This is a genomic window from Xanthomonas sp. WHRI 6108, assembly GCF_040202385.2.
Lineage (GTDB): Bacteria > Pseudomonadota > Gammaproteobacteria > Xanthomonadales > Xanthomonadaceae > Xanthomonas > Xanthomonas arboricola.
In genome coordinates this window covers 4,421,464-4,445,312 of record NZ_CP168198.1, presented here as the reverse complement: position 1 = coordinate 4,445,312, position 23,849 = coordinate 4,421,464, and the positions used below count along the sequence as shown (strand labels likewise).

The 23,849-nt window shown below is 65.9% G+C and carries 20 protein-coding genes and 1 other RNA gene; 14 read left to right on the top strand and 7 right to left on the bottom strand.

What is annotated here, in order from left to right; genetic code table 11:
• Window positions 1-78 precede the first annotated feature (78 nt).
• A complete protein-coding gene (locus ABQ039_RS18725) occupies window positions 79-1,890 on the bottom strand; it encodes a monovalent cation:proton antiporter-2 (CPA2) family protein (RefSeq protein WP_184611773.1) in 1,812 nt (603 codons plus the stop codon).
• 547 nt (window positions 1,891-2,437) lie between these two features.
• Between ABQ039_RS18725 and mgtE the strand changes: the two genes are divergently transcribed.
• From mgtE to ABQ039_RS18680, 9 genes are all read left to right on the top strand, one after another.
• Window positions 2,438-3,805 (top strand): magnesium transporter, encoded by a 1,368-nt coding sequence (gene mgtE, locus ABQ039_RS18720; protein WP_046345028.1) that lies wholly within the window; start codon window positions 2,438-2,440, stop codon window positions 3,803-3,805.
• A gap of 260 nt (window positions 3,806-4,065) precedes the next feature.
• Window positions 4,066-6,774, top strand: a complete 2,709-nt coding sequence (locus tag ABQ039_RS18715; RefSeq protein ID WP_046345026.1) for a bifunctional acetate--CoA ligase family protein/GNAT family N-acetyltransferase — start codon at window positions 4,066-4,068, stop codon at window positions 6,772-6,774.
• Between the two features lie 106 nt (window positions 6,775-6,880).
• A complete protein-coding gene (locus ABQ039_RS18710) occupies window positions 6,881-7,921 on the top strand; it encodes a DUF475 domain-containing protein (RefSeq protein ID WP_024940693.1) in 1,041 nt (346 codons plus the stop codon).
• 1,009 nt (window positions 7,922-8,930) lie between these two features.
• Window positions 8,931-11,429: a ribonucleoside-diphosphate reductase subunit alpha gene (locus ABQ039_RS18705; protein WP_046345023.1), complete on the top strand. Its 2,499-nt coding sequence runs from the start codon at window positions 8,931-8,933 to the stop codon at window positions 11,427-11,429.
• A gap of 185 nt (window positions 11,430-11,614) precedes the next feature.
• A complete protein-coding gene (locus ABQ039_RS18700; protein ID WP_046345022.1) occupies window positions 11,615-12,658 on the top strand; it encodes a ribonucleotide-diphosphate reductase subunit beta in 1,044 nt (347 codons plus the stop codon).
• A gap of 200 nt (window positions 12,659-12,858) precedes the next feature.
• Window positions 12,859-13,344 carry a flavodoxin gene (locus ABQ039_RS18695; protein WP_039521114.1) on the top strand — a complete coding sequence of 162 codons (486 nt, stop codon included), beginning with the start codon at window positions 12,859-12,861 and terminating at the stop codon, window positions 13,342-13,344.
• Entirely contained in the window at window positions 13,316-13,642 is a 327-nt protein-coding gene (locus ABQ039_RS18690; RefSeq protein WP_024940689.1) for a thioredoxin family protein, read from the top strand. Before ABQ039_RS18695 ends, ABQ039_RS18690 begins: the two co-directional genes overlap by 29 nt.
• Window positions 13,643-13,682: 40 nt before the next feature.
• On the top strand, window positions 13,683-14,135 hold the full coding sequence (locus tag ABQ039_RS18685; RefSeq protein ID WP_349778521.1) for a hypothetical protein: 453 nt from the start codon (window positions 13,683-13,685) through the stop codon (window positions 14,133-14,135).
• Between the two features lie 38 nt (window positions 14,136-14,173).
• On the top strand, window positions 14,174-14,578 hold the full coding sequence (locus ABQ039_RS18680; protein WP_102582118.1) for an acyl-CoA thioesterase: 405 nt from the start codon (window positions 14,174-14,176) through the stop codon (window positions 14,576-14,578).
• A 6-nt stretch (window positions 14,579-14,584) separates the two neighbouring features.
• Here the strand turns inward: ABQ039_RS18680 and ABQ039_RS18675 are convergent, their stop codons facing one another.
• From ABQ039_RS18675 to ABQ039_RS18660, 4 genes are all read right to left on the bottom strand, one after another.
• Entirely contained in the window at window positions 14,585-15,100 is a 516-nt protein-coding gene (locus ABQ039_RS18675; RefSeq protein WP_024940686.1) for a hypothetical protein, read from the bottom strand.
• A 379-nt stretch (window positions 15,101-15,479) separates the two neighbouring features.
• A complete protein-coding gene (gene panE / locus ABQ039_RS18670; RefSeq protein WP_184434874.1) occupies window positions 15,480-16,424 on the bottom strand; it encodes a 2-dehydropantoate 2-reductase in 945 nt (314 codons plus the stop codon).
• 5 nt (window positions 16,425-16,429) lie between these two features.
• Complete coding sequence (locus ABQ039_RS18665; RefSeq protein WP_046345017.1) at window positions 16,430-17,233, bottom strand: ABC transporter permease; 804 nt, start codon at window positions 17,231-17,233, stop codon at window positions 16,430-16,432.
• Entirely contained in the window at window positions 17,230-18,246 is a 1,017-nt protein-coding gene (locus tag ABQ039_RS18660; protein ID WP_024940739.1) for an ABC transporter ATP-binding protein, read from the bottom strand. The genes ABQ039_RS18665 and ABQ039_RS18660 overlap by 4 nt, the downstream gene beginning before the upstream one ends.
• A 35-nt stretch (window positions 18,247-18,281) precedes the next feature.
• Between ABQ039_RS18660 and ABQ039_RS18655 the strand changes: the two genes are divergently transcribed.
• Window positions 18,282-19,109 (top strand): ferredoxin--NADP reductase, encoded by an 828-nt coding sequence (locus tag ABQ039_RS18655; protein WP_024940738.1) that lies wholly within the window; start codon window positions 18,282-18,284, stop codon window positions 19,107-19,109.
• 260 nt (window positions 19,110-19,369) lie between these two features.
• Here ABQ039_RS18655 and dmeF read toward each other — a convergent pair whose 3' ends face one another.
• Window positions 19,370-20,374 carry a CDF family Co(II)/Ni(II) efflux transporter DmeF gene (gene dmeF / locus ABQ039_RS18650; protein ID WP_349778520.1) on the bottom strand — a complete coding sequence of 335 codons (1,005 nt, stop codon included), beginning with the start codon at window positions 20,372-20,374 and terminating at the stop codon, window positions 19,370-19,372.
• A 65-nt stretch (window positions 20,375-20,439) separates the two neighbouring features.
• On the opposite strand from dmeF, the gene ABQ039_RS18645 reads away from it, so the two are divergent.
• A complete protein-coding gene (locus ABQ039_RS18645; protein WP_039514053.1) occupies window positions 20,440-20,712 on the top strand; it encodes a metal/formaldehyde-sensitive transcriptional repressor in 273 nt (90 codons plus the stop codon).
• A 62-nt stretch (window positions 20,713-20,774) separates the two neighbouring features.
• Window positions 20,775-20,849, top strand: a non-coding RNA gene (locus ABQ039_RS18640) — sX9 sRNA.
• A gap of 281 nt (window positions 20,850-21,130) precedes the next feature.
• On the opposite strand, the gene ABQ039_RS18635 is transcribed toward ABQ039_RS18640, so the two are convergent.
• On the bottom strand, window positions 21,131-22,696 hold the full coding sequence (locus ABQ039_RS18635) for a beta-xylosidase (RefSeq protein WP_349778519.1): 1,566 nt from the start codon (window positions 22,694-22,696) through the stop codon (window positions 21,131-21,133).
• 328 nt (window positions 22,697-23,024) lie between these two features.
• On the opposite strand from ABQ039_RS18635, the gene ABQ039_RS18630 reads away from it, so the two are divergent.
• A complete protein-coding gene (locus tag ABQ039_RS18630; protein ID WP_349778518.1) occupies window positions 23,025-23,612 on the top strand; it encodes a hypothetical protein in 588 nt (195 codons plus the stop codon).
• A complete protein-coding gene (locus ABQ039_RS18625; RefSeq protein WP_016903655.1) occupies window positions 23,609-23,809 on the top strand; it encodes a helix-turn-helix transcriptional regulator in 201 nt (66 codons plus the stop codon). The genes ABQ039_RS18630 and ABQ039_RS18625 overlap by 4 nt, the downstream gene beginning before the upstream one ends.
• Window positions 23,810-23,849 lie beyond the last annotated feature (40 nt).

The following is a 23,849-nucleotide window of genomic DNA, read 5'->3' as shown; positions in this document are numbered from 1 at the left end:
CCACGTAGGAGCGTGCCTGCGCGCGACGGGCTTTATCGGTAACGCCCGGTCGCGCGCAGGCACGCTCCTACGAAGGGCTCAGCGATCCTGTGTGGTAGGCGCGGGCTCGCCGTCCACATCGGCCTTGATGTCGGCTTCGAACAGATTCATCAGGTCGGCGCGTGCGTCGCGCGAGGTCTGGATCACCTTGGCTTCGTCGTCGTAGACCAGGTGCTGGCGATGCAGCAACTCTTCGTCGTGCTGGCGGAAGCGTTTGACGTGATCCTTGGCGACCGCCTCGCCCAGGCCGAGCGAGGTCAGCACGCGTTCGCTCAGTTCCAGGCTGGAGGCGAACACCTCGCGGAACGGTTCGGCGCCCAGGTCCATCAGTTTCCAGGCGTGCTGGCGATTGCGTGCACGTGCCAGCACCGTGGCCTGCGGGTACAGGCGGCGGATCAGCCGCACCGTCTTGATGTTGGTGTCCGGGTCGTCCACCGCGATCACGAACACCTTGATGCGGTCGGCGCCGGCGGCGCGCAGCAGTTCCGGTCGCGTGGGGTCGCCGTAGTACAGCTGGCTGCCGAAGCGGCGCAGATCTTCCACGGTGTCCGGATTGTGTTCCAGGGCCACGAACGGCACATGCCGCGCGGTGAGCAGGCGCGCGACCACCTGACCGAAGCGGCCCATGCCGGCGACCAGCACCTTGGGCGTCTGCGCATCGATGGTGTCGAACGGGCGGTCGGACTTGGGCGCATGCAGCCGCAGCGGCCCGTTGAGGATGCGCTGCATGCCCAGCAGCAACAGCGGGGTCAGCGCCATCGACACGCCGACGACGGCCACCAGCCGGTCGTGGTTGGCGCGCTCGAGCAAGCCGACCCGATCGGCCTCGTTGAACACCACGAAGGCGAATTCGCCACCCAGCCACAACACGCTGCCCAGCATCAGGCTACTGCGCAGCGGCAACTTCGCCACGCTACCGATGCCGACCAGCAGCGAGAACTTGACCACCAGCAGGATCGCCACGCCGCCGGCGATCAGGCCTGGCTCGGCGACCACGCGGTTCAGATCGATGCCCATGCCGACCGAGATGAAGAACAGCCCCAGCAGCAATCCTTCGAACGGCTCGATCTGCGATTCGAGCTCATGGCGGAATTCCGAATCGGCCAGCAGCACGCCGGCGATGAAGGCGCCCAGGCTGGCGCTCAATCCGGCTTCCTGCATGATCCAGGCGGTGCCCAGCACCACCAGCAGGGCGCTGGCGGTGAACACTTCCGGCATGCGCGTGCGCGCCACCACGTTGAACAGATGGCGCAGCACGAAGCGCCCGCACAGGATCACCAGCGCCAGTGCCGCGACCGCCTTGGCCACGTCCGGCCATGCCAGCGTGGCGTTCTTGCTGCCGCCGAGCAGCGGAATCGCCGCCAGCAACGGAATGGCGATCAGATCCTGGAACAGCAGGATGGCGAACGCCAGGCGCCCGTAGTCGCTATTGAGCGCCTTGCGCTCGGCCAGCAGTTGCAGGCCCACTGCGGTGGACGACAACGCCAGCGCCACGCCGACGATCAACGCGCTCTTCCAGCCCAGCTTGCCGAGCATCAGCAGGCCACCCAGGATCAGCGTGGTCACCACCACCTGGGTGGCGCCGGCACCGAACACCGAATGACGCATCACCTTCAGGCGCGCCGGCGACAGCTCCAGGCCGATCACGAACAGCAGCATCACCACGCCGATTTCGGCCGCGCCGCTGATGCGCTCGGCATCCTGCACCACGCCCACGCCATCGGGCCCGAGCACCACACCGGCGACCAGATAGGCCAGCACCGCGCCCAGGCCGAAGCGCTTGAACACCGGCACCGCCACGATGGCGGCCAGCATCAGCACCAGAGCCAGTTCCAGACCACCGCTATGCATGCACGTTCTCCGTTGAGGTTCGCATTATGCCGCCCGCGGTCGGCTGCTGGCCTGGATCGGCGTGCGCTGCGTGCAACTGTGTGGATTGGCGGTGTGCTCTGGTCCGGTGATGCAAGCCGGCAGCACCACATCGCGGGCAGCAATGCGCCAGGTCGTCCGCATGACTGAGCCGCATGTCGCCACGTCGCTCCGCATTGCACGCGTGCACGCAGCCGCCGTTGCAGGCAATGACCCACGGTCCTGGTCGGTCGCGCACGGCCGGTCGTCGGGTGCAATGCAGTCGCTTGTCGACATGACAGGCCCGGCGTTGTGGCTCCGCCTGGACGCCCGCTGAGCATGGCCTGCGCAGGGCATTGACCAAGCGGGCGCAGGCGCGCAGACTGCGCCGCGCTGCCGCCCGGATCACCGGCCGGTACGCACCTTTCGGAGCCCTTACTCATGTCCAGCGACAGTCACCCTAGACCCGGGTCGATGACCCAGCTGGCGCGCGCCTGAGGCTCAGGTTCGCCGGCTGTCATCGACGACGGTCGTCACCAGGCGAACCACCATGTACAACGAAACCCTGCGCCTTGCCCAAGGCGTCGATGCCTTGATCGCACCCATCGCCGACTTCAACACGGCCGATGCGGTGGAATACCTCAACACCCTCGACCGCGACGAGGCCGCACAGGTGCTGGCCGCGCTGCCGCAGCCGCGTGCGGTGAAATTGCTCGAACAACCCGAGCTGCACGCCGCCAGCGCGCTGGTCGCGCTGCTGCCGGCCGAGCAGGCCGCCTCCCTGCTCGGGCAGATGGCCGACGACCGCGCCACCGACATCTTCCATGGCCTGGATGCCGAGCAGCGCCAGCCGCTGCTGTGGCTGCTCAGTGCCGAGGCGCGGCTGTCGATCCAGGCGTTGATGCGCTACCCGCCCAATACCGCCGGCGCGTTGATGACCACCGAGTTCGTGGCGGTGCCGGCCGACTGGACGGTGGGCCGTACGCTGCAGCACATCCGCGAGGTGGAGCGCAGCCGCGAGACGGTCTATGCGATCTATCTGCTCGACCCGCACAGCCGCGTGCTGACCCAGGTGGTCACCATGCGCCGGCTGATCACCGGCGCGCCGGAGGCGCCGATCCTGGAGGTGGCGCAGGTCAACCCGCCGGTCACGGTGGATCCGGCACTGGACCAGGAAGAAGTCGCCCGCCTGATCCGCCGCCACGACCTGCTGGCGATCCCGGTGGTGGATGCGCATGGTCATGTGCTCGGCATCGTCACCGTGGACGATGTGCTGGACGCATTGATCGCCGAATCCACCGAGGACGTGCACAAGTTCGGCGGCATGGAAGCGCTGGACAAGCCCTACATGCAGATCGGCTTCGGTCAGATGATCAAGAAGCGCGCCGGTTGGCTGAGCGTACTGTTCCTGGGCGAAATGCTCACCGCCAGCGCGATGCAGCACTTCGAGGACGAGCTGTCCAAGGCGGTGGTGCTGACCCTGTTCATTCCGCTGATCATGAGCTCGGGCGGCAACTCCGGCTCGCAGGCCACCTCGCTGCTGATCCGCTCGCTGGCACTGCGCGAGCTGCGCCTGGGCGACTGGTGGAAGGTGGCGCTGCGCGAGCTGCCGACCGGGCTCACCCTGGGCACCATCCTGGGCCTCCTGGCGATCGTGCGCATCACCATCTGGCAGACCGCCGGCTTGTACGACTACGGCCCGCACTGGCAGATGGTGGCGCTGACCATCGGCGCGGCGCTGATCGGCATCGTCACCTTCGGCTCGCTGTCCGGCTCGATGCTGCCGTTCGTGCTGCAACGGCTCGGCTTCGACCCGGCCAGCGCCTCGGCGCCGTTCGTGGCCACGCTGGTGGATGTCACCGGGCTGGTGATCTATTTCAGCATTGCCGCGGCGATCTTGAGTGGCACGCTGTTGTAATCGGTTGCCTTGGAGGCCTGGCGAGCAGTCGCCAGGCCTCTATCCATGCCGGACGTGTCTCGACTGACCGGAAGGGTGAATGCCTGCGTCCTTGGCGCATCAGGTGCATCGGCCTGGCGCATCGCCGACTCTAGCGATGCCTCTGCACCCCCGGTTGGGGTGGTGACCCCAGCGTGACACACTCATGGTGCACAGCGCGCCGATGCCTGGATCCATCAGTGCGTGTACCGTAGCGCGATGGCATTGTTCTCTTCCGCACGATGAGTACCTACCACCTGCAGCAGGTCTTTCGTCCCACCACCGTGGCGGTGGTCGGCGGCAGTCCGCGCGATCGCTCGGCCGGGCGGGCGGTGGTGCGCAACCTGCGCGCGGCCGGGTTTCCCGGGCAGATCGGCTGGGTGAGCCCGCGCTACAGCGAGATCGATGGCGTGCGCACGGTGGCGCGGCTGACCGATCTGCCCTGGGTGCCGGACCTGGTGGTGATCACCGCGCCAGCGCGCATCGTGCCGCGCATCGTGTCGATCGCGGCGCGGCGCGGGGTGGCCGCGGCGATCATCCTCACCGCCGGGCTGGGCAACGGCCCCGGCTCGCCGGCCGCGCGCATGGAGGCAGCCGCGCGCGCCAAGGGCATGCGCATCCTCGGCCCGCACTGCCTGGGTGTGATCGCTCCGCATGCGCGGCTCAATGCCAGCATCGCCGCGCATTGCCCGCAGGCCGGCGACCTGGCGCTGATCTCCGAATCCAGCGCGATTGCCGCCGCGCTGGTGGAATGGGGCGTGGCGCGCTCGGTCGGGTTCTCGGCAGTGGTGTCGCTGGGCGATACGCTGGATGTGGATTTCGGCGATCTGCTCGACTACTTCGCCACCGACTACCGTACCCGCGCGATCCTGCTGTATGTCGAACGCATCGGCGATGCGCGCAAGTTCATGTCGGCCGCACGCGCCGCCGCGCGCGCCAAGCCGGTGGTGGTGGTCAAGTCCGGGCGCCAGTTCCGCATCAATCCCAATGCCGATACCCACGCGCAGGCGCTGGCCGGCTCGGACGCGGTGTACGGCGCGGCATTCGCACGTGCCGGCCTGCTGCGGGTGGGCGCGCTGGACGAATTGTTCGCCGCCGCCGAAACCCTGGGCCGGCTCGGCAGTTTTCCCGGCCGGCGGCTGGCCATTCTCAGCAACGGCGGCGGGGTGGGGCAGCTGGCGGTGGACCAGCTGGTGCTGCGCGGCGGCACCCTGGCCGAGCTGTCGGCCAAGACCCTGGAGCGGCTGGATCAGTCGCTGCCGCAGGGCTGGTCGCGCAGCAATCCGGTCGACATCATCGTCGATGCCGACGGGCCGCGTTATGCGGCGGCGATCGAAGCCCTGCTGGACGATCCGGAGAACGACGCGCTGCTGGTGGTCAACGTGCCCACCGCGTTCACCTCCTCGGCCGATGCGGCCAAGGCGCTGACCCGCGCGCTGGACCAACGCAACCGCTACCAGCGCGAAAAGCCGGTGTTTGCCGTATGGCTGGGCCAGGACGATGCGGCAATCGCCGCGCTCAATGCCGCGCGCGTGCCCACCTATGCGACCGAGTCGGACGCGGTGCGCGGCTTCACCCACCTGGTGCGCTACCGCGAGGCGCAGGCGGCGTTGATGGAGACCCCGCCCAGCCTGCCGGAAGATTTCGTGGTGGATGCCGGCATCGCCCGGGCGGTGGTCGACGACGCCCTGGCCGCCGGTCGGCGCTGGCTGGACCCGGTCGCCACCAACCGCCTGCTGGCCGCCTACGGCATCCCGATCGTGCCGCTTCAGGTGGCCGCCACCGCCAACGAGGCCGCGTTGCTGGCCGACCCGTTACTGGCCGTCGGCCGCACGGTGACCTTGAAGGTGCTGTCCAGCGACATCGCGCACAAGTCCGATGTGGATGGCGTGCGCCTGAACCTGTCCAGCGTGGCGGCGGTGCGCGAAGCGGCGACCGGCATCCTGGCGCGTGCGCGCGCCGCGCATCCCAATGCGCTGATCGAAGGAGTGATCGTGCAGCCCACCGTGCTGCGGCCCAAGGCGCGCGAACTGATCGCCGGGATCGCCGACGACCCGGTGTTCGGCCCGGCGATCGTGTTCGGGCGCGGGGGCACTGCTGTGGAAGTGATCAACGACCGCGAGCTGGCGTTGCCGCCGCTGGATCTGCGCCTGGCCCACGAGCTGATCGGGCGCACCCGGGTGTCGCGTATCCTCAAGGCCTACCGCGACGTGCCGGCCGCCGACGAGCGCGCGGTGGCGCTGGTGCTGGTCAAGCTGGCGCAGCTGGCCGCCGACATCCCCGAGATCACCGAGCTGGACATCAACCCGCTGCTGGCCGACCGCGATGGCGTGATCGCGCTGGACGCGCGCGTGGCGGTGGCGCCGGCGCGCAAGCTGCACAAGGGCCGCGGCCATCCGCGTTTTGCGATCTTCCCGTATCCGAAGGAATGGGAGCGCCAGATCGGGCTGGGCGATGGCACGCATGCGCTGGTGCGCCCGGTGCGCCCGGAGGACGACGCGCTGTTCCGCGCGTTCTTCGCACGGGTCACCGACGAAGACCTGCGGCTGCGCTTCTTCCAGTCGGTCAAGCATTTCAGCCACGAATTCATCGCGCGGCTGACCCAGCTCGATTACGCGCGCTCGATCGCGCTGGTGGCCATCGACCCCAAGACCGGCGACATGCTCGGCGCGGTACGGCTGCATGCCGACGCCGACTACGAGCGCGGCGAATACGGCATCCTGATCCGCTCCGACCTCAAGGGCCACGGCATCGGCTGGCAGCTGATGCGCATCATGATCGAGTACGCGCGCTGGCTGGGCCTGAAGCAGATCGAAGGCCAGGTGCTGCGCGAGAACCGCACCATGCTGGCAATGTGCCAGAGCCTGGGCTTCGGGGTCCGCCCGGATCCGGACGATGCGACCCTGATGGCGGTGACACTCCCTATAATGGGCGAGCCACGCCCGGCCTGACCTAGCGTCACGCCGCGGTCCCCCATCCTCCACCGCATGCCGGATCTGCCGGGCCTCACCCTGGCCGGTTGCTTCGGCTGTCGTCTCGGCCCGCCTGGGAGTGTCAATGTTCCGCGATTTCAGAATGTCGTTTTTGGTCACAGCGATCTGCCTGGGCCTGGCTGCCTGGTGGGGTCATACCTCCGCGATGGGTATCTGGCAGGCGCTGTGGCTGTGCCTGGTGCTGAGCGTGCTGGAGGTGTCGTTGTCGTTCGACAACGCGGTGGTCAACGCCGGTGTGCTCAAGCACATGAACGCGTTCTGGCAGAAACTGTTCCTCACCGTCGGCATCCTGATCGCGGTGTTCGGCATGCGCCTGGTGTTTCCGATCGTGATCGTGTCAGTGGCCACCGGCATGGGCCTGGTGCCGGTGATGCAGATGGCGCTGAAGGAGCCGGACCGCTACAGCCAGGTGCTGACCGACAACTACCCGTCCATTGCCGCCTTCGGTGGCATGTTCCTGTTGCTGGTATTCCTGAACTTCCTGTTCGACCAGGAGCGCAAGCTGCACTGGCTCGGCCCGGTGGAACGGCTGGTCGGCAAGCTGGGCAAGGCCGATGCGATGTCGGTGATCGTGGCGGTGACGGTGCTGCTGTGCACCAAGCTGTTCCTGCCCGAGGCCATCTTCCAGAGCGTGCTGTTCGCGGGCCTGGGCGGCATCCTGCTGTACCTGCTGGTCGGCAGCGTGGATGCCTTGTTCGAGTCCGAAGAGAGCGAAGACGGCATGGGCCCGGCCAAGCGTTCGGGCATTGCCGCCTTCCTGTACCTGGAAGTGCTGGACGCCTCGTTCTCGTTCGACGGGGTGATCGGCGCGTTCGCGATCACCCGCGATGTGGTCATCATCATGCTGGGCCTGGCGATCGGTGCGATGTTCGTGCGTTCGATGACGGTCTATCTGGTGCACAAGGGCACGCTGGACGAGTTCGTGTTCCTGGAGCACGGCGCCCATTACGCCATCGGCGTGCTGGCGATCATCATGCTGGTCGGCACCGTGTACCACGTGCCGGAAGTGCTGACCGGCCTGATCGGCGTGGCCTTCATCGCCGCCTCGGTGTGGTCGTCGATCCGCTACCGCAAGCGCCACCACATCGGCCCGACCGAGATCTGAGGCCGCGCAAGGCGTCACGCCATCCACTCAGCGCCTTTGTGGCCATCTGTGGCTTGGCTGCAGGGCCCTTGCCCGCCCACCACCGCGGGACACGCCGCAAGTACGTCCATGTAGGCTCTTACGCGGCATCCCTGCCGCGTAAGGTCCCGCGACGGTGGGCGGACAAGGACCAGTCGAGATGGTCGGTGTGCACGGTTTTCAACAAAGCGGCCAGCTATCTTTCTGGTGCGGTGTCCTCGCCGATTGCGGGACCGTGTGGCGGCATGGATGCCGCCACCTAGCCCCCAGGGACGAGTTCACGGCGTGCCCCGCGAGCGGTGAGGGCGCCGCACCCTCGACCCGACGTCGGCAGCAGCGAGTTCCTCCCATTGCCGGTGTCAGGGCAGGTCCCCCAGGCGTGCGGTGCCGCCTGAGGCAGGGATCGCACAACTGTGACCGGCTTCAGTGTCGATGGGTGTCGCAGCCAACCCAACCGGACCCAACTGATCGACAAAATTGCCGGTTTGGGCCTTGACTGCGCAGTCCAATTGGACGGGTTCGCAGCCTTGCGCCGACCGTTCGTCAGACAGTGCTTTGTGCTGTAAGGGTTTTCGGGATTTTCCTACATTTGGTGTTGACCCCTCCGGGGGACCCCACTATCTTGGGGGAGTCGGTGGTTGGTCGCCCCAAGGCGTCCGGACCAGTGAGAGCATGATTTGCAGCAGGTTGCCAATCAAACGCCTCTCCGCGGCGGCAGCAACGAACGATCACAGCCATCCGGGCGTCGCCTGGAGCAGGCGGCGTGGTCTCGTTGCGCCGCGGTTGTTTCGCCACCGACCACTGCGCGACAGCACACCGCGCGGTGGCGGCCGTGGAATCTCCGGGAAGGAGATGGCTGGTGAAGGCGATGCCGCCGCAGACCGTGGGTCTTGCGTGCTGGTCGTCGCGCACCGCCATCGCTATCCAGGGAGTCCGGATCCGGCCGCAACCCGTCCCCAGCCGGGTTCGTGTGCCTACGCATGGAGGACGCATGACCACCAACGACACCCTTGCCGCGATCGCCACCGGTACCGCAACACCCACCAGCGTTCCTGCCAGTGTCAGCGCGCCCGGTTGCGGCGCGCCGGAGTTGACCGACCCGTCGGACATCGTGCCGCCTCCCCGCCAAGCCATTGCAATGCACGCACAGACCATCGAAGAACAAGCCGTCGCCACCTGGATCACCAAGGAAGCCGGCAACCGTCGGATTCCGTTCGAGCCGGAGCGCCTGGAGCGCGCCATCGACCAGATCCATGCCGAATTCCCGCAGCTGGACGTGGCCGACTACAAGCGCTCGGTGTTCGGCTTCGTCGACCGCAAGGACAGCGTCAACGCTGACGACCTGGTCGACCACCTGATCCGCGAGGCCGAGGCCCGCGTCGATCTGACCACCCCGGAGTGGGAGCACTTTGCCGCCCGCCTGTACCTGCGCCGCCTGTACAAGCGTGCCAGCCGCAACCGTTTCTACGACGCCAGCCAGAAGTACGGCTCGTTTGTCGGCCTGCAGGAGAGCCTGGCCGACCGCAATGTCTATTCCAACGACATTCTGCGCCGCTATTCCAAGGACGAGCTGATCGAAGCCGGCAAGATGATCGAGCCCGAGCGCGACAAGCTGTTCGCCTACAACGGCCTGTACCTGCTGGCCACGCGTTACCTGGCCACGGACAACTCGCGCGGCGTGTTCGAGCTGCCGCAGGAGCGTTGGCTGACCATCGCGCTGTACCTGATGCAGGACGAGATCGGCAACGGTAAGGGCAGCCGCGAGCGCCGCATGCAGTTGGTCGGCGAGGCCTACTGGGCGCTGTCCAACCTGTACATGACCGTGGCCACCCCGACCCTGGCCAATGCCGGCAAGGTCGGCGGCCAGCTGTCGAGCTGCTTCATCGACACCGTCGACGACAGCCTGCAGGGCATCTACGACTCCAATACCGACGTGGCGCGCGTGTCCAAGCACGGCGGCGGCGTGGGCGCGTACCTGGGCTATGTGCGTTCGTCCGGTTCGGCGATCCGCGGCGTGTCCAATTCCTCCGGCGGCGTGGTGCCGTGGATCAAGCAGCTCAACAACACTGCGGTGTCGGTGGATCAGCTGGGCCAGCGCAAGGGCGCCATCGCGGTCTATCTGGACATCTTCCACCGCGACATCGAGGCGTTCCTGGATCTGCGCCTGAACAACGGCGACCAGCGTCTGCGCGCGCACGACGTGTTCACCTCGGTGTGCATCCCCGACCTGTTCATGGAAGCGGTCGAGCGTCGCGGCGACTGGTACCTGTTCGATCCGCACGAAGTGAAGCGGATCAAGGGCTGGTACCTGCAGGACTTCTACGACGAGAAGAAGGGCGACGCCAACAGCAGCTTCCGTCGCAAGTACGAGGAAGTGGTTGCCGACGAGCGCATCACCCGCAAGACGGTCAAGGCGATCGAGATCTTCAAGCGGATCATGGTCAGCCAGCTGGAAACCGGCAACCCGTTCATGTTCTATCGCGATGAAGTCAATCGCAAGAACCCGAACAAGCACGAGGGCATGGTCTATTCGTCCAACCTGTGCACCGAGATCCTGCAGAACATGAGCCCGACGCGGATGATGCAGGAGATCATCAGCGGCAATCAGATCGTCACCACCAAGAAGGCCGGCGACTTCGTCGTGTGCAACCTGTCCTCGATCAACCTGGGCCGCGCGATCACCGTGCAGGCAGACCAGGCCGATCTGCTGGGCGCCGACGTGCTGGAGCGCTTGATTCCGATCCAGGTGCGCATGCTCGACAACGTGATCGATCTGAACCAGTTGCCGGTGCCGCAGGCCACCATCACCAACCAGAAGTACCGTGCCATCGGCCTGGGCACCTTCGGCTGGCACCATCTGCTGGCGCAGAAGTCCATCCACTGGAATGCCAAGGAAGCCGAGGACTACAGCGACGAGCTGTACGAGCGCATCAACTATCTGACCGTCCAGGCGAGCATGGAGCTGGCCAAGGAAAAGGGCACCTACAGCGTGTTCCGCGGCAGCGACTGGCACACCGGCGAGTACTTCCGTGCGCGCGACTACAACAGCCCGCAGTGGCTGGAGCTGTCCGCGCAGGTAGCCGTCAACGGCGTGCGCAATGCCTGGATGCTGGCGGTTGCGCCAAACATGAGTACCGCGCAGATCGCCGGTTCCACCGCCTCGATCGACCCGATCTACAGCGCGTTCTACTACGAAGAAAAGAAGGACTTCCGTCGTCCGGTCGCCGCACCTGGCCTGTCGCTGGAAACCTGGCCGTACTACGAAAAGGGCGCCTACAAGGTCGACCAGTTCGCCAGCGTGCGCCAGAACGCGCGTCGCCAGCGGCACGTCGACCAGTCGATCAGCTTCAACTTCTACGTGCCCAGCACCATCCGTGCGAGCACCTTGCTGGACCTGCACATGACCGCCTGGCGCGAAGGCCTGAAGACCACGTACTACGTGCGCTCCAACGACATCGACATCAGCGAATGCGAGTGGTGTTCGAGCTAAAGCGCATGCAGTAGCTAAGCGCATTCGCGCTTCGCTTCCACGGTTCGCGTTGCGAACCGTGGACCCTGCTTCATCAGCTCCCACACCCCCGCGCCCTCGGCGCGCCCCCTGACTCAGGGGGCTTTCCTCCAGATTGATTTGTTGCGCCGCCGTACGCGCGACGCCTGAAACACGAGTAGAAACCCATGTCCGCAACATCGCTTGAGCGCATCAAGATCCTGGAGCCGCGTCACCCGAACCGCTCCACCGCCATCATCAATGGCCAGACATCCGGCATCCTCAACTGGAACGACATCCCGTACCCGTCCTTCTATCGGGCTTACAAGGAGCTGTCGACCAACTTCTGGATCCCCGACGAAGTGGACATGAAGGGCGACGCGCGCCAGTACAACGAGCTGTCGGCGCGCGAAAAGAACGCCTACGACTCGATCATCGGCCTGTTGGCCACGCTGGATTCGCCGCAGACGCGCTTCATCTACAACGTTGCCGAATACATCACCGACCCGGCCGCGCATGCCAATGCCGCGATCATCGGCCAGCAGGAAGTGATCCATAACGAGAGCTACAGCTACGTGCTGGCCTCGATCACCGGCCTGGCCGATCAGAACCGCGTGTTCGAGATCGCGCGCACGCATCCGACCATCATCAAGCGCAATGCGCCGATCATGGGCGCCTACGAAGACTTCATGCGCGACAAGACGGCCGAAACGCTGATCCGCGCGCTGATCCAGTCCTCGATCCTGGAAGGCATCAACTTCTATTCCGGCTTTGCGTATTTCTACAATCTGGTCCGCCAGAACCGCATGACCGGCACCGGCAAGATCATCAGCTTCATCAACCGCGACGAGCTGGCCCACTCCAAGTTCATCAGCGAGCTGATTCGCGCCATCATCGGCGAGAACCAGGCGCTGCAGGGCGACCAGCTCACCGACTACGTGCACAAGGCCTTCGAGCACGCGATCGACCTGGAAACCCAGTGGACCGCCGAAGTGCTGGACGGCATCGACGGTATCGACGTCGACGAGATGATCCGCTACGTGAAGTACCGCGCCAACAAGATGGCCGGCATGCTCGGCATCGAGAAGCTGTACGAAGGCGCCAACGACAACGTGATGCCGTGGATCAAGGCCTACGCCGACAACTTCACCGAAACCAAGACCGACTTCTTCGAAATGCGCAATGCCTCATACAAGAAGACCAATTCGGATAACGGCTTCGACGATCTGTGAGGAGCCGGGATTAGGTATTCGGGATTTGAGATTCGTCGCAGCTGCATCGATGCGCTTTACGAATCATCAAGATCCGGGATTGGAGAGTGGGTAGGTGGGATTTGCAACAGCAACTTGATGTGCTTTGACGAATCTCCACTTCGACTCTCCAATCCCTGCTTTAGACGAATCCCTAATCACGACTCCCGAATCCCCGCCCCATGAACATCCTGCTCGCACTGGCCTCGTTGAGCGGCAACACGCGCGATGTCGCGCGCAGTGTTGCACTGCGCTGCGAAGCGGCCGGGCATGCGGTGACCTGGGTGGAAACCGATGTGCAGACGCTGGCGCAGGTGCCGCATGCGCCGGGGCAGTACGAACTGTTTCTGCTCGGTAGCTGGACCGACAACGGCGGCCGTACGCCGGCAGAGATGAAACGCTTCATCGTCGAGTTGGTCGAGACGCTGGGCAAGCCGCCGCGGGTGGCGGTGTTCGGCACCGGCGAAACGCAATGGGGCGAGGACTATTTTTGCGGCGCGGTGCATCGCATCGCCCAGTTCTTCGCCAGCCCGTTTCCACGTTTGACCATCGAACAGATGCCCCACGGCCAGCGCGACGCGCAGGCCATCGCCGCCTGGACCGACGAGGTCCTGGCCCAATGCAAGAACGATCCCCATGATGCAGACCATTACCGTCACGTCGCCTGAGCACTACACCGCCGCCCTGGCTGCGCATCCGCGCTTGCTGGTCGACTACTACAAGGACAATTGCCCGGGCTGCAAGATGCTCGACATGTCGCTGACCAAGTTCGCCGCGAGCGAGGACGCCGCGGGCGTCGCACTGCTCAAGGTGAAGCTGGAAGTGGTTGGCGAGGAGTTCTTTCGCAGTCTGGGCCTGCGGCAGACGCCGACGTTGGCCTTGTTCAAGGACGGCGCGGAAGTGACACGTCTCCCCGGTTTCCAGTCGCCGGCGCAGGTCGAAGCGGCGGTCCGTAGCGGGCTGTGAGCGCGCCGGAAGTCCATCGCAACCGCGCAGGCTTCCGGCGATGAACGCCACCGTCACCATCGTCGCCTGGAGCTTCCTGCTGGCGGGGCTGGGGTTGTTGACCGGCGCGGCGCTGTTGCCCGATCAGGCGCGCTGGATCCTGTTGCTGCTGGGCGTGGCGTTCGGCGGCGTGGGGGGCGGCATCCTCGGTTATCGCGTCTGGCATGCGCGGCGTGCTGCGTGGTTGCGCCGGCATGGCACGGTGGTGGAAGCGCGCTTGGTGTGCGTCGAACGCAATGCGTCCTTGCAGGTCAACGGCGTGCACCCGTTCCGTATCCTTGCCCATCGCCAAGACCGCACGCACAACACCCTGACTGAGTATCGCAGCGACAACCTGTGGATCGATCCGCAGCCGTTTCTGGTCGACGGGCAACCGCTGCGGGTCTTGGTCGATCCACGACGCCCGGCGTGCTACCACATGGACCTGAGCTTCCTGCCGACGCTGCGCAGCTGATCTGGCTGGCTTTCCTTCCTTCTTCCGGTACCGCCTTCATGAGCAGCTCCACCACCGTTGCACCGACCGAGGCCCGCATGGCCGAGATCGTGTTCCCCAACCACACCAATCATATGGGTACCTTGTTCGGTGGGCAGGCGCTGGCGTGGATGGACAAGGCCGCCTTCCTGGCCGCCTCGCGCTATGCGCGTCGTGCGGTGGTGACCGCGCGCTCGGACCAGGTGGATTTCAAGCTGCCGATCCGCCAGGGCCAGATGGTGGAAACCATCGCGCGGGTGGTGTCGGTGGGGCGCAGCTCGATCAAGGTGGAAGTGGAACTGATCGCCGAAGACCTGCTCAGCGGCACACGCGAGCTGTGCACCCGCGGCCACTTCGTGATGATCGCGCTCGGCGACGACGGCAAGCCGACCACGGTGCCGCCGCTGCCCGCGGTCAGCAGCTGACCGCGCTTATTCCTCGACCTCGCGGTCCTCGCGCTTGGTTTCCGCCATCGCCTCGGGCTCCAGCTCTTCGGCGCTGCGATTGAGTTTGACGAATACGCCCCAGGCGATCAGCAACAGCGCCGCGCACAGGCCCACCGCCGCCGCATACGGCAGCTTGGCCGGGTCGTCGTGCATCAGCTCGAAGATCGACACCAGCGTTTCGATCGCCAGCGCAATCACGATCACCACGAAGAACCGCGACAGGTAGCGGCGTACGCGCGTGGGGCCGCTGACCTTGACGTCGCGCAGGATCTCTTCCTCGAAGATGGTCTGGCCCAGCTCCAGCGTCACCAGCGCCACGGTGAGCAGGCCGATCGCCTCCAGCACCACGTTGAAGCGGTCGCGCACCACCATGTCGCCGCCCGGGGTGAAGCCATGCCACAGCTCCAGCCCGGCCATCGCCACCAGACCCGCCGCGCACAGCACGAAAAACGCCAGGATCACGAAATGACCGGCACGGAACAGGTGGCTGAGCGCTTTCATCGGCGGCGACACGGGCAAGGGGGACGCAGAGCATCGTGTGCACCGCGTCGTTGCAGCGCGAAGGCAATGGCAACATCGACGTCGATGGCATCGCGCTGTGGAGGCATCGCGTGAGGTGTGCGATGCGTTACCAGTGCGACGTCGGCACCTGATCGAAGCAGGCCTCAGCGGCCCGCTGTTTGCGCAGATCGCCCACGATCGGCGTAACAAAGGCGCCAACTAGCTGCGACCTCCGTTACCCGAGGGGCAAGCCGCGCCCCAAAGAAAAAAGCCGGCAGCCGAAGCCGCAGCCCTTCCCCCACCGAGGGAAGGTGCCCGCAGGGCGGGTGGGGGTACGGTTCACACGCAGCCCAACAACCGCCCGCACACCCCAACACCCTCAGCTATGCCGCAACACCTGATACGCCTGCAGATGCACATTCGCCGCCATCAGCAGCGGCGCGTTGCGCCCTGTCTCGCGCACCCGCTTCAACATGTCGCCGACGATCTGCGCCGCTTCCACGTCCTGGCCGGCTTCCAGATCGCGCAGCATCGAGGCCTTCAGCGGCGAATCCACCTGCAACAAGGTCTGCAGCGCCTTGGCGCGGGCAGCTTCCGGGATCGGCTGCCCGGCCGCATCGGCGGCCCACAGGCATTCGTTGTACAGGCCGTTGATCAACGCGCGGCCGTCGTCGGTGGCCACGATCGCCCCGACCGGCGCACGCATCAGGCAGGTGGCGGCCGCCAGCGCGGTGAGGAAGCTGTACTTGATCCACTGCTCCTGCGCGATCTGCTCGCTGGCGACATGATCGATGCCCGCCTGCGCGCAGGCCGCCGCAAGCGCCTGCACCCGTGCCGACGCGGCGCGGCCATCGCGCTCGCCGAAGGTCATCGCCGCCGGCTTGCCCAGGTGCAGGATTTCGCCGTGCTCGCCCTTGGTCGCGCTGATGAAGCACAACCCACCCAGCACCCGCGCCGCACCGAAACGCTCGTCCAGCGTCGCGTAATGGCGCAGGCCGTTGAGGATCGGCAGCACCGTCGTGTGCTCGCCCACCGCCGGCGCAATCGCCTCGATCGCGCTATCCAGGTCGTAGGCCTTGCAGCTGAGGATCACCAGATCGAACGGCCGCTGCGCCACCAGGGCCGGCAGGTCCTGCGCGGTGACATGCGCCACCGGCAGATCCGCATCGCCCAACGGACTGCGGATGCGCAGGCCATCGGCCTGCAGTTGCGCGGCCCGCGCAGCGCGTACCAGAAAGGTCACATCGACCCCGGCCTGTGCCAGGCGTCCGCCGAAATAACCGCCGGTGCCGCCGGCACCGAGGATGAGGATACGCATCGCCATCGTCATCAGCTCCGCAGACCCACGCCACGGCGCAGCAGCCACAGCGCCAGCGCGCTGAGCACCGCGACAAAGCCCAGCATCAGCGCGTAGGCGACCCAGATCGGCACGTCCGAGCTGCCGAGCAGGCCGTAGCGGAACGCGTTGACCATGTAGAAGATCGGGTTGGCGTGGGTGGCCGCTTCGGCCCACGGCGGCAGCAGCTTCACCGAATAGAACACGCCGCCCAGATAGGTCAGCGGGGTCAGGATGAAGGTCGGCACGATCGCCACGTCGTCGAACTTCTTGGCGTACACCGCATTGACGAAGCCGGCCAGCGAGAAGATGGTCGCGCCCAGCAGCACCGTGGTCAGCGTGACCAGCGGATGCGGGATGCGCACCGGGGTGAAGAACATCGCGATGATCAGCACCAACGCGCCGACCATCACCCCGCGCAGCACCGCGCCGGAGACGTAGCCCCACAGGATCACCCAGTTGGGCATCGGGCTGACCAGCAGCTCCTCCACATGCCGGCCGAATTTGGCGCCGAAGAAGCTGGAGGAGATGTTGCCGTAGCTGTTCTGGATCACGCTCATCATCACCAGGCCCGGCACGATGAACTGCATGTACGAGTAGCCGCCCATGTCGCCCACGCGCGAGCCGATCAGCCCGCCGAAGATCAAGAAGTACAGCGTCATGGTGATGGCCGGCGGCACCAGGGTCTGGCCCCAGATGCGCAGGATGCGCTGCACTTCGCGGCGCACGATGGTGCCCAGCGCAGTCCAGTTGCGGCGCGCGTTGGTGGGTTCGGTCACGGTGCGGATCTCGTTCATGGCTGGCCTCCGCTGCGCGGCTGCGCGGGCGGTGTGCCGTTGGGGGCGACAGGCGTTGGGGCGGTGGCCGGTACCGGGGCGTCACCGGTCAGGCGCACGAACAGCTCTTCCAGGCGATTGCTCTTGGTGCGCATCGAGCGCACCCGGATGCCGGCGCTGCCGAGCGTGGCGAACACGCGGTTGAGGTCCATCGCGCGCGGCATGTCCAGGTCCAGCGTGTGGCCATCGATGGCGGTGAGCGTGGTGCCTTCGATCACCGGCAGTTCGGCCGGCAGGACACCGTCGATATCGAACAGGAAGCCTTCCACGTCCAGCTTGGCCAGCAGTTCGCGCATCGGCCCCTGGGTGACGATCTGGCCGTGGTTGATGATGGCCAGGTTGCGGCACAGGTGCTCGGCTTCTTCCAGGTAATGCGTGGTCAGGATGATGGTGGTGCCGGCGGCGTTGATCTCCTTGAGCACGCGCCACATGTCGCGGCGGATCTCGATGTCCACGCCGGCGGTGGGCTCGTCCAGGATCAGCAGCCGCGGCTGGGTCATCATGGCGCGGGCGATCATCAGCCGGCGCTTCATGCCGCCGGACAGCGTGCGGCTCATCACCTGGGCCTTTTCCCACAGGTGCGAGCGGCGCAGCTCGGCTTCGGCCAGCGCGGCGGCCTGCTCGCGCGGCATGCCGTAGAAGCCGGCGTAATTGACCAGGATATCGAAGGGTTTTTCGAACAGGTTGAAGTTGACCTCCTGCGGGACCAGGCCGATCAGGCGCATCGCATCGCTGCGTTGGCCGACCAGGTCGGTGCCGAACACTTCCACCTGGCCGGCGGACAGGTTCACCAGCGAGCTGATGATGCCGATCAGGGTGGATTTGCCGGCGCCATTGGGGCCGAGCAGGGCGAAGAAATCGCCTGGCGCCACGTCCAGCGAGACGCCCTTGAGCGCCTGGGTGCCGTTGTCGTAGGTCTTGCGCAGATCGCACACACGCAACGCGGGTGCGGTGATCGGAGATGGAGAATTCAAGATATTCCTTCGCGTCAGCGTGACGGCGCAGCGAGTTGCAGGCCGTTATTATAGAAGCCCGCGGGGGCAAGCCCCGATCACAGACTGTCCCAAATACGTTCGTGCCCGTTCAATTCCCCCTCAAGCTTGTCGACCGGCGCATGATTGCGCCCACCGTGGCCCACTGCCAGTTCCTGCGTGACGACGGGCAGCCGCTGGATTTCCAGCCCGGGCAGTTCATCCAGATCCATTTCGATGCCGCCGACGGCACGCCGACCAAGCGCAGCTATTCGCTGGCGACCATCCACGACCATGCGCTCGGACCGGGCGAGGCGGTGGATATCGCGGTGAGCTTCGTGCCCGGCGGCTCGGCCACCGCGCTGTTCGAAGGCCTGCAGATCGGCGACCAGTTGCAGGCCAGCGGGCCCTACGGGCGCTTCTGCCTGCCGCCGGGCGACCACAACCGGCGTTATGTGCTGATCGCCACCGGCACCGGCGTCACCCCGTACCGCTCGATGCTGCCGCTGCTGGCCGAGGCGATCGCCACCCGTGGCGTGCAGGTGCTGCTGCTGCAGGGCGCGCGCACGCCGGCCGAGCTGTTGTATGGCGACGACTTCCGCGCGTTTGCCGATGCGCATCCGCAGTTCCGCTACGTGCCGTGTTTTTCGCGCGAGCTGCCCGAGCAGCCGCATGCCGATGTGCGCCAGGGTTACGTGCAGCAGCAGCTGGCCGAATGCGCGCCCGACGCGCAGGGCGATATCGCCTACCTGTGCGGCAACCCGGACATGGTGGACAGCTGCATCGAGGCGTTGAAGGCAGCCGGCCTGCCGAACGCGCAGATCCGCCGCGAGAAATACGTCAGCCCGGCTCCGGCGAAAACCTGAGCCAGTCGCGCGGTGCCGGGCTGGCTTGCTCGGTACCCGCCGATCGCGCCCGGTACGCGGTTCCCGACGCGTTCAAGGCCGCTCGACAGCATTGCGATGCTGTCCCGGGCATCCTCCCCGCCCACTGTGCGCTGCTGCAGTCGCATCCTGTGCTCCGGCGCGTGGTGCAACTGGAGCCACTGCTGCTCGGGCTGGCATTCTCGCTGACCGCTTCCGCGCTCACTACTGCAGGGCGCCGAATGCAGCGCGCCGCCGAATCGTCAGGCCGCAGCCCGCGTCGCTGGCGGGCGCTGCAGCTCGACGGTGATGTGCACCAGTTCTTCGTGGATCTGCAGGGCAGCGCGGACCAGGTCCGCATCGATGTCGGCCGCCGTGACCAGACTGACGACGCAGGCATAACGATCGCTGCCCACGCGCCAGACATGCAGGTCGCCGATGTCGATGGCGTGCGGCAGCTCGGCGATGACCTGCTTCACTTCTTCCACCACCGGCGCATCCATTTCCGCATCCAGCAGCACGCGGCCGGTACTGCGCAGCAGCCCCCACGCCCACACGGTGACCAGCACCGCGCCGAGCATGCCCATGATCGGATCCAGCCAGGTCACGCCCCAGTACATGCCGGCGAGCAGCGCGACGATCGCCAGGACCGAGGTCGCCGCGTCGGCCACCACGTGCAGATACGCGGCACGCAGATTGAGATCGGCATGCCCATCGTGGTGATGACCATGACCATGACCATGACCATGACCATGACCATGACCATGACCGTCATGCGCGTGGTCGTGGTGATGACCATGCGCATGGCCATGCGAGTCGCGTAACCACCAGGCGCAGATCAGGTTGACCAGCAGGCCGATGACGGCAATGACGGTGGCTTCCTGGTACTGGATGGGCTTGGGCGAGAACAGCCGTTCCAGCGACTGGAACGCCATCAGGCCGGCCACGCCCAACAGCAGGATGGCGCTGGTATAGCCGCCCAGCACTTCGACCTTCCAGGTGCCGAAGCTGAAACGCAGGTCGTTGGCATTGCGCCGCGCGAAGCGGTAGGCGAACAGTGCCAGCCCCAGCGCCAGTGCGTGCGAGCTCATATGCCAGCCATCGGCGAGCAGGGCCATGGAATTGAGCGACCAGCCGCCGACGATTTCCACCAGCATCATGACCACGGTCAGGATGACGGCCTTGCGGGTGCTGCGCTCGGCGAGCGGGTTGGCGCTGGCGAATGTGTGCAACTGCGCGCAATGCGGCGCGGCGTGCGTGATCGACATCGGAAGAGGCTCTGGCTACGATACCCCCCAAGGGTATCTCAGATACCCCCAGGGGGTATATGGCAATGGCACATCTGAATCAGGACAAATCCAAACTGCTTGCCCGCGTGCGCAGGATCCGTGGGCAAGTGGAGGGGCTGGAGAAAGCCCTGGCGCAGGACGTGGACTGCACCGCGTTGCTGACGCAGGTGGCGGCGTTTCGTGGCGCGGCGCAGGGCCTGATGGTCGAGCTGCTCAGCGAGCACTTGAAGCACCATGTCGCGGCACCGGAGGCGCTGGGCGAGCGCGAGCTGGCGGTCGACGACATCACCGCCATTCTCAAGACCTATCTCAAGTAAGAGCGGTCATCACAACGACTGCGCTCACCGTCAGGTGGGCGCGGCCGGTGCTTGGAATGGGCATGTACCACTCGTGCACTGCGGTTCCTCCGCGCTGTCTGCACCCGCTGGTCACTGCACGCTACGTTTTGTTTGCCGCTTCAAGTCCTACACATCGGGTCCAAGCGATCACGCCGATTCGATTCAAACTTGTGCGCTGCGCGGGCTGAGCGACGGCCCAGCGCGCTGGACCTTGATGATGTCGTGCCTGCAGTGTCCTGCGGCGATGCGCACGACGTGCCGCAACGCACGCGTGACGCATCCGATGTCGCGAACGATGCACGGTCGGGACGTTGCGCCGAACTGCGCGCATCGTTGCGCGCACGCAATCCACCCGCAACGCCTCGCCTGATTGCAGGCGCAACGGCGTGCCGGGCGCTCAGCGCGCCGACGGCTCCAGCGTCATCAGCACCACATCGTTGCTGCGCATCGGCACGCGGATCTCCACCACGCCATCGGCGCCGACGCGTACGCGCCGGTCCTGCTCGGGCGTGTCGCGCGTGGCTTGCTGCAACTGCGCCAGCTGCCGCGGCGCCAGGTCCTTGGGCATGCCCATGTCGATGTACAGCGACAGCGGATCGTTGCGCCGGTAGCCGGTCTTGCGCACCTGCAGCCGGTAGTTGCCGGCCGGCACGTGTGCCAGGCGGAAGACCAGCGCTGCGCTGTCGGTGCTGGGCACCTGTTTGGTATAGAACGGGGTATTGCTCACCGCCTGCACCGGCTGCTGCCAATCCCAGGCCAGCGCGGCGATGCGCTGGCCATCCACCGCCGCAAATGCGTGCGCATCGCGCAGCGGAATATCGCGGCCCTTGAGCGCGTTCAAGTACTTGTAGGCAAACCACGCCGGCTTGCGGATGCCCTCGCGATTCATCAGCCCGAAGCCGCCGTGGAAGGGCGTGGGCGGCGGACCGGGTTCTTCGAACAGATCGGTGTAGGTCCAGTAGCTCATGCCTTGCACCAGGCCTTGCACCTGCTTGAGCTTGGTCAGGATGTAGGGCGCGTTGATGTAGCTGTCGTGGACGAAATCGCGCGGCGTATAGCTGCTGCTCCACTCGGTGAAGTACAGCGGCAGATCCGGAAATGACGAGGCCTGGATCTGCGCACGCACGCGGCGCACGTCGCCGACGATGGCATCCGGCGATGCCGACAGCTTGACGTCCTGCTTGCCATGTTCATCGAGAAAGCCGCCCTCCACGCCATAGGTATGCGTGGTGACGAAGTCGATCGGCAGTTTGTGCTTGGCAACGAAGGCCAGCAGTTCCGGCACCCAGTCCGCACCGGCGGTGGAGGGGCCACCGACGCGCAGCTGCGGATCGATCGCCTTGATCGTGCGCGCGGTGTTCGCATACAGGTCGAAGTAGGCCTGCTGGTCGGCGTTCTCCCAGAAATCCTTGAGGTTGGGCTCGTTCCACACCTCGAAGTACCACTGCCGCACTTCGTCGGCACCGTAGCGCGCACGGATGTGGCGCACGTACGCATCGATCAGCTGCGTCCACTTGGCCGGGTCCGGATGCGAGGTGTTGCCCTTCCAGTAGAAGAGCGTCTGCTCGGAGGTCTTCATCGCGGCGGGTGTAAAGCCCAACTCGACGAATGGACGGATGCGCTTGGCCAGCAGCGCATCGTAGAGCTGATCCAGTTTGGTCCAGTCGTAGACGAGCGTGCCGTCGACGTCTTTCACCGTGCCGAGCACGTCATGGAACACGTCGTGGAAGCGGATATAGCGAAACCCCAGCTCCTGCACCGCCGGAACCAGTTGCGCCTGGCTGTCGCTGCGGATCAAGGTGCCGGGAAAGTCCGAGCCGATCGACAGGTCGTAGAACCGGTCGACCGGCCCGGCGGCGCTGGCCAGATCCAGCTCGATCGTGCGAGGCGCCGCCTCCTGCGCCGTGGCAGAGCTCGCCATGCAGCCGCTCAGTGCAATTGCCAACCAGATCTTCAGACGCATCACCGCTCCCGCCAATGTTCGATCGCGGAGCGTAACCCAGCTCCGGCCCGGTGCTGCGGACGGGCGTGCTTGGTCTTCCTGCTGCCAGCGTTGCGTGGCGATGAGCAGGGATTGCACGCTGTCGAGTGTGTAAAGGGTGCTTGACAGCTGGCCGCGCCCGGCGCATCGTGCCTGTCAAGTTGACTTGACAGGCGAAGGGAATGCGTCAGCAGCATCGGCAATGGGACTGCATACCGGCGTGGTCGGCGCAGCGACCGCTGCGCAGCGATACCGGGATGGAGGGCACTGACCTGCCAGTGCGTCCATCGGACCGCGCGAGGCAACGCGCATGACCCGCTGCAGACGTAATGCGCTACTGGCGCTCTGCCTGGGAGCCGGCCTGCTCGCCGTCAGCGCGCTCGGTCGTTGGCAACTGCTGCCGCTGAGTGCCCACCTTGCCGGGCTCTGTGCCGGCGCGGGCGTGTCCTGCCTGGTGCTGTCGCTGCTGCTCTTGCTGTCGCGCGGCAGCCTGCGCGACAGCACACGGCCGGCATTGGCGCGGCGCTATTACCGCGAATTCGGCGTGCCGATGGGCTTGTATGTGGTGGTGATGCTGTTCTGGAGATATTTGCTTGCGCATGTGGATCCGAGCTGGGCACGCGTGCTGATCGCCTTGTTGCCGGCCGTGCTGGTCGCCCTGGTGATCCGCGCGGTGGCGCGCTACGTGCGCGACTCGGACGAGATGCAGCGGCGCATCGAACTGGAGTCGATCGCCATTGCCGCCGGCCTAGTCAGCGGCGCATACATGACCGGCGGGTTCCTGCAGGCCGCCGAGTTGATCGACATCCCCGCAACGGTGGCGATGTTGTGGGTGTTTCCGATGTTGTGCGCCATCTACGGCATCACCAAAAGCATCAATGCCCGACAGTTCGAATGAATAGCCGGGTGCGCGAATTGCGCGAGGCCAGCGGCTGGTCACAGGGCGAGTTGGGCGAACGCCTGGGCGTATCGCGGCAGACCATCAATGCGCTGGAAACCGGCAAGTACGATCCCAGTCTGCCGTTGGCATTTCGCATCGCGCGTCTGTTCGGGGAGTCGATCGAGCACGTCTTTCTTTACGAAGACGGGCAGTAGCCGCGCCGGTCACACCCGACCGGATGCGGCGTCAGGGGAC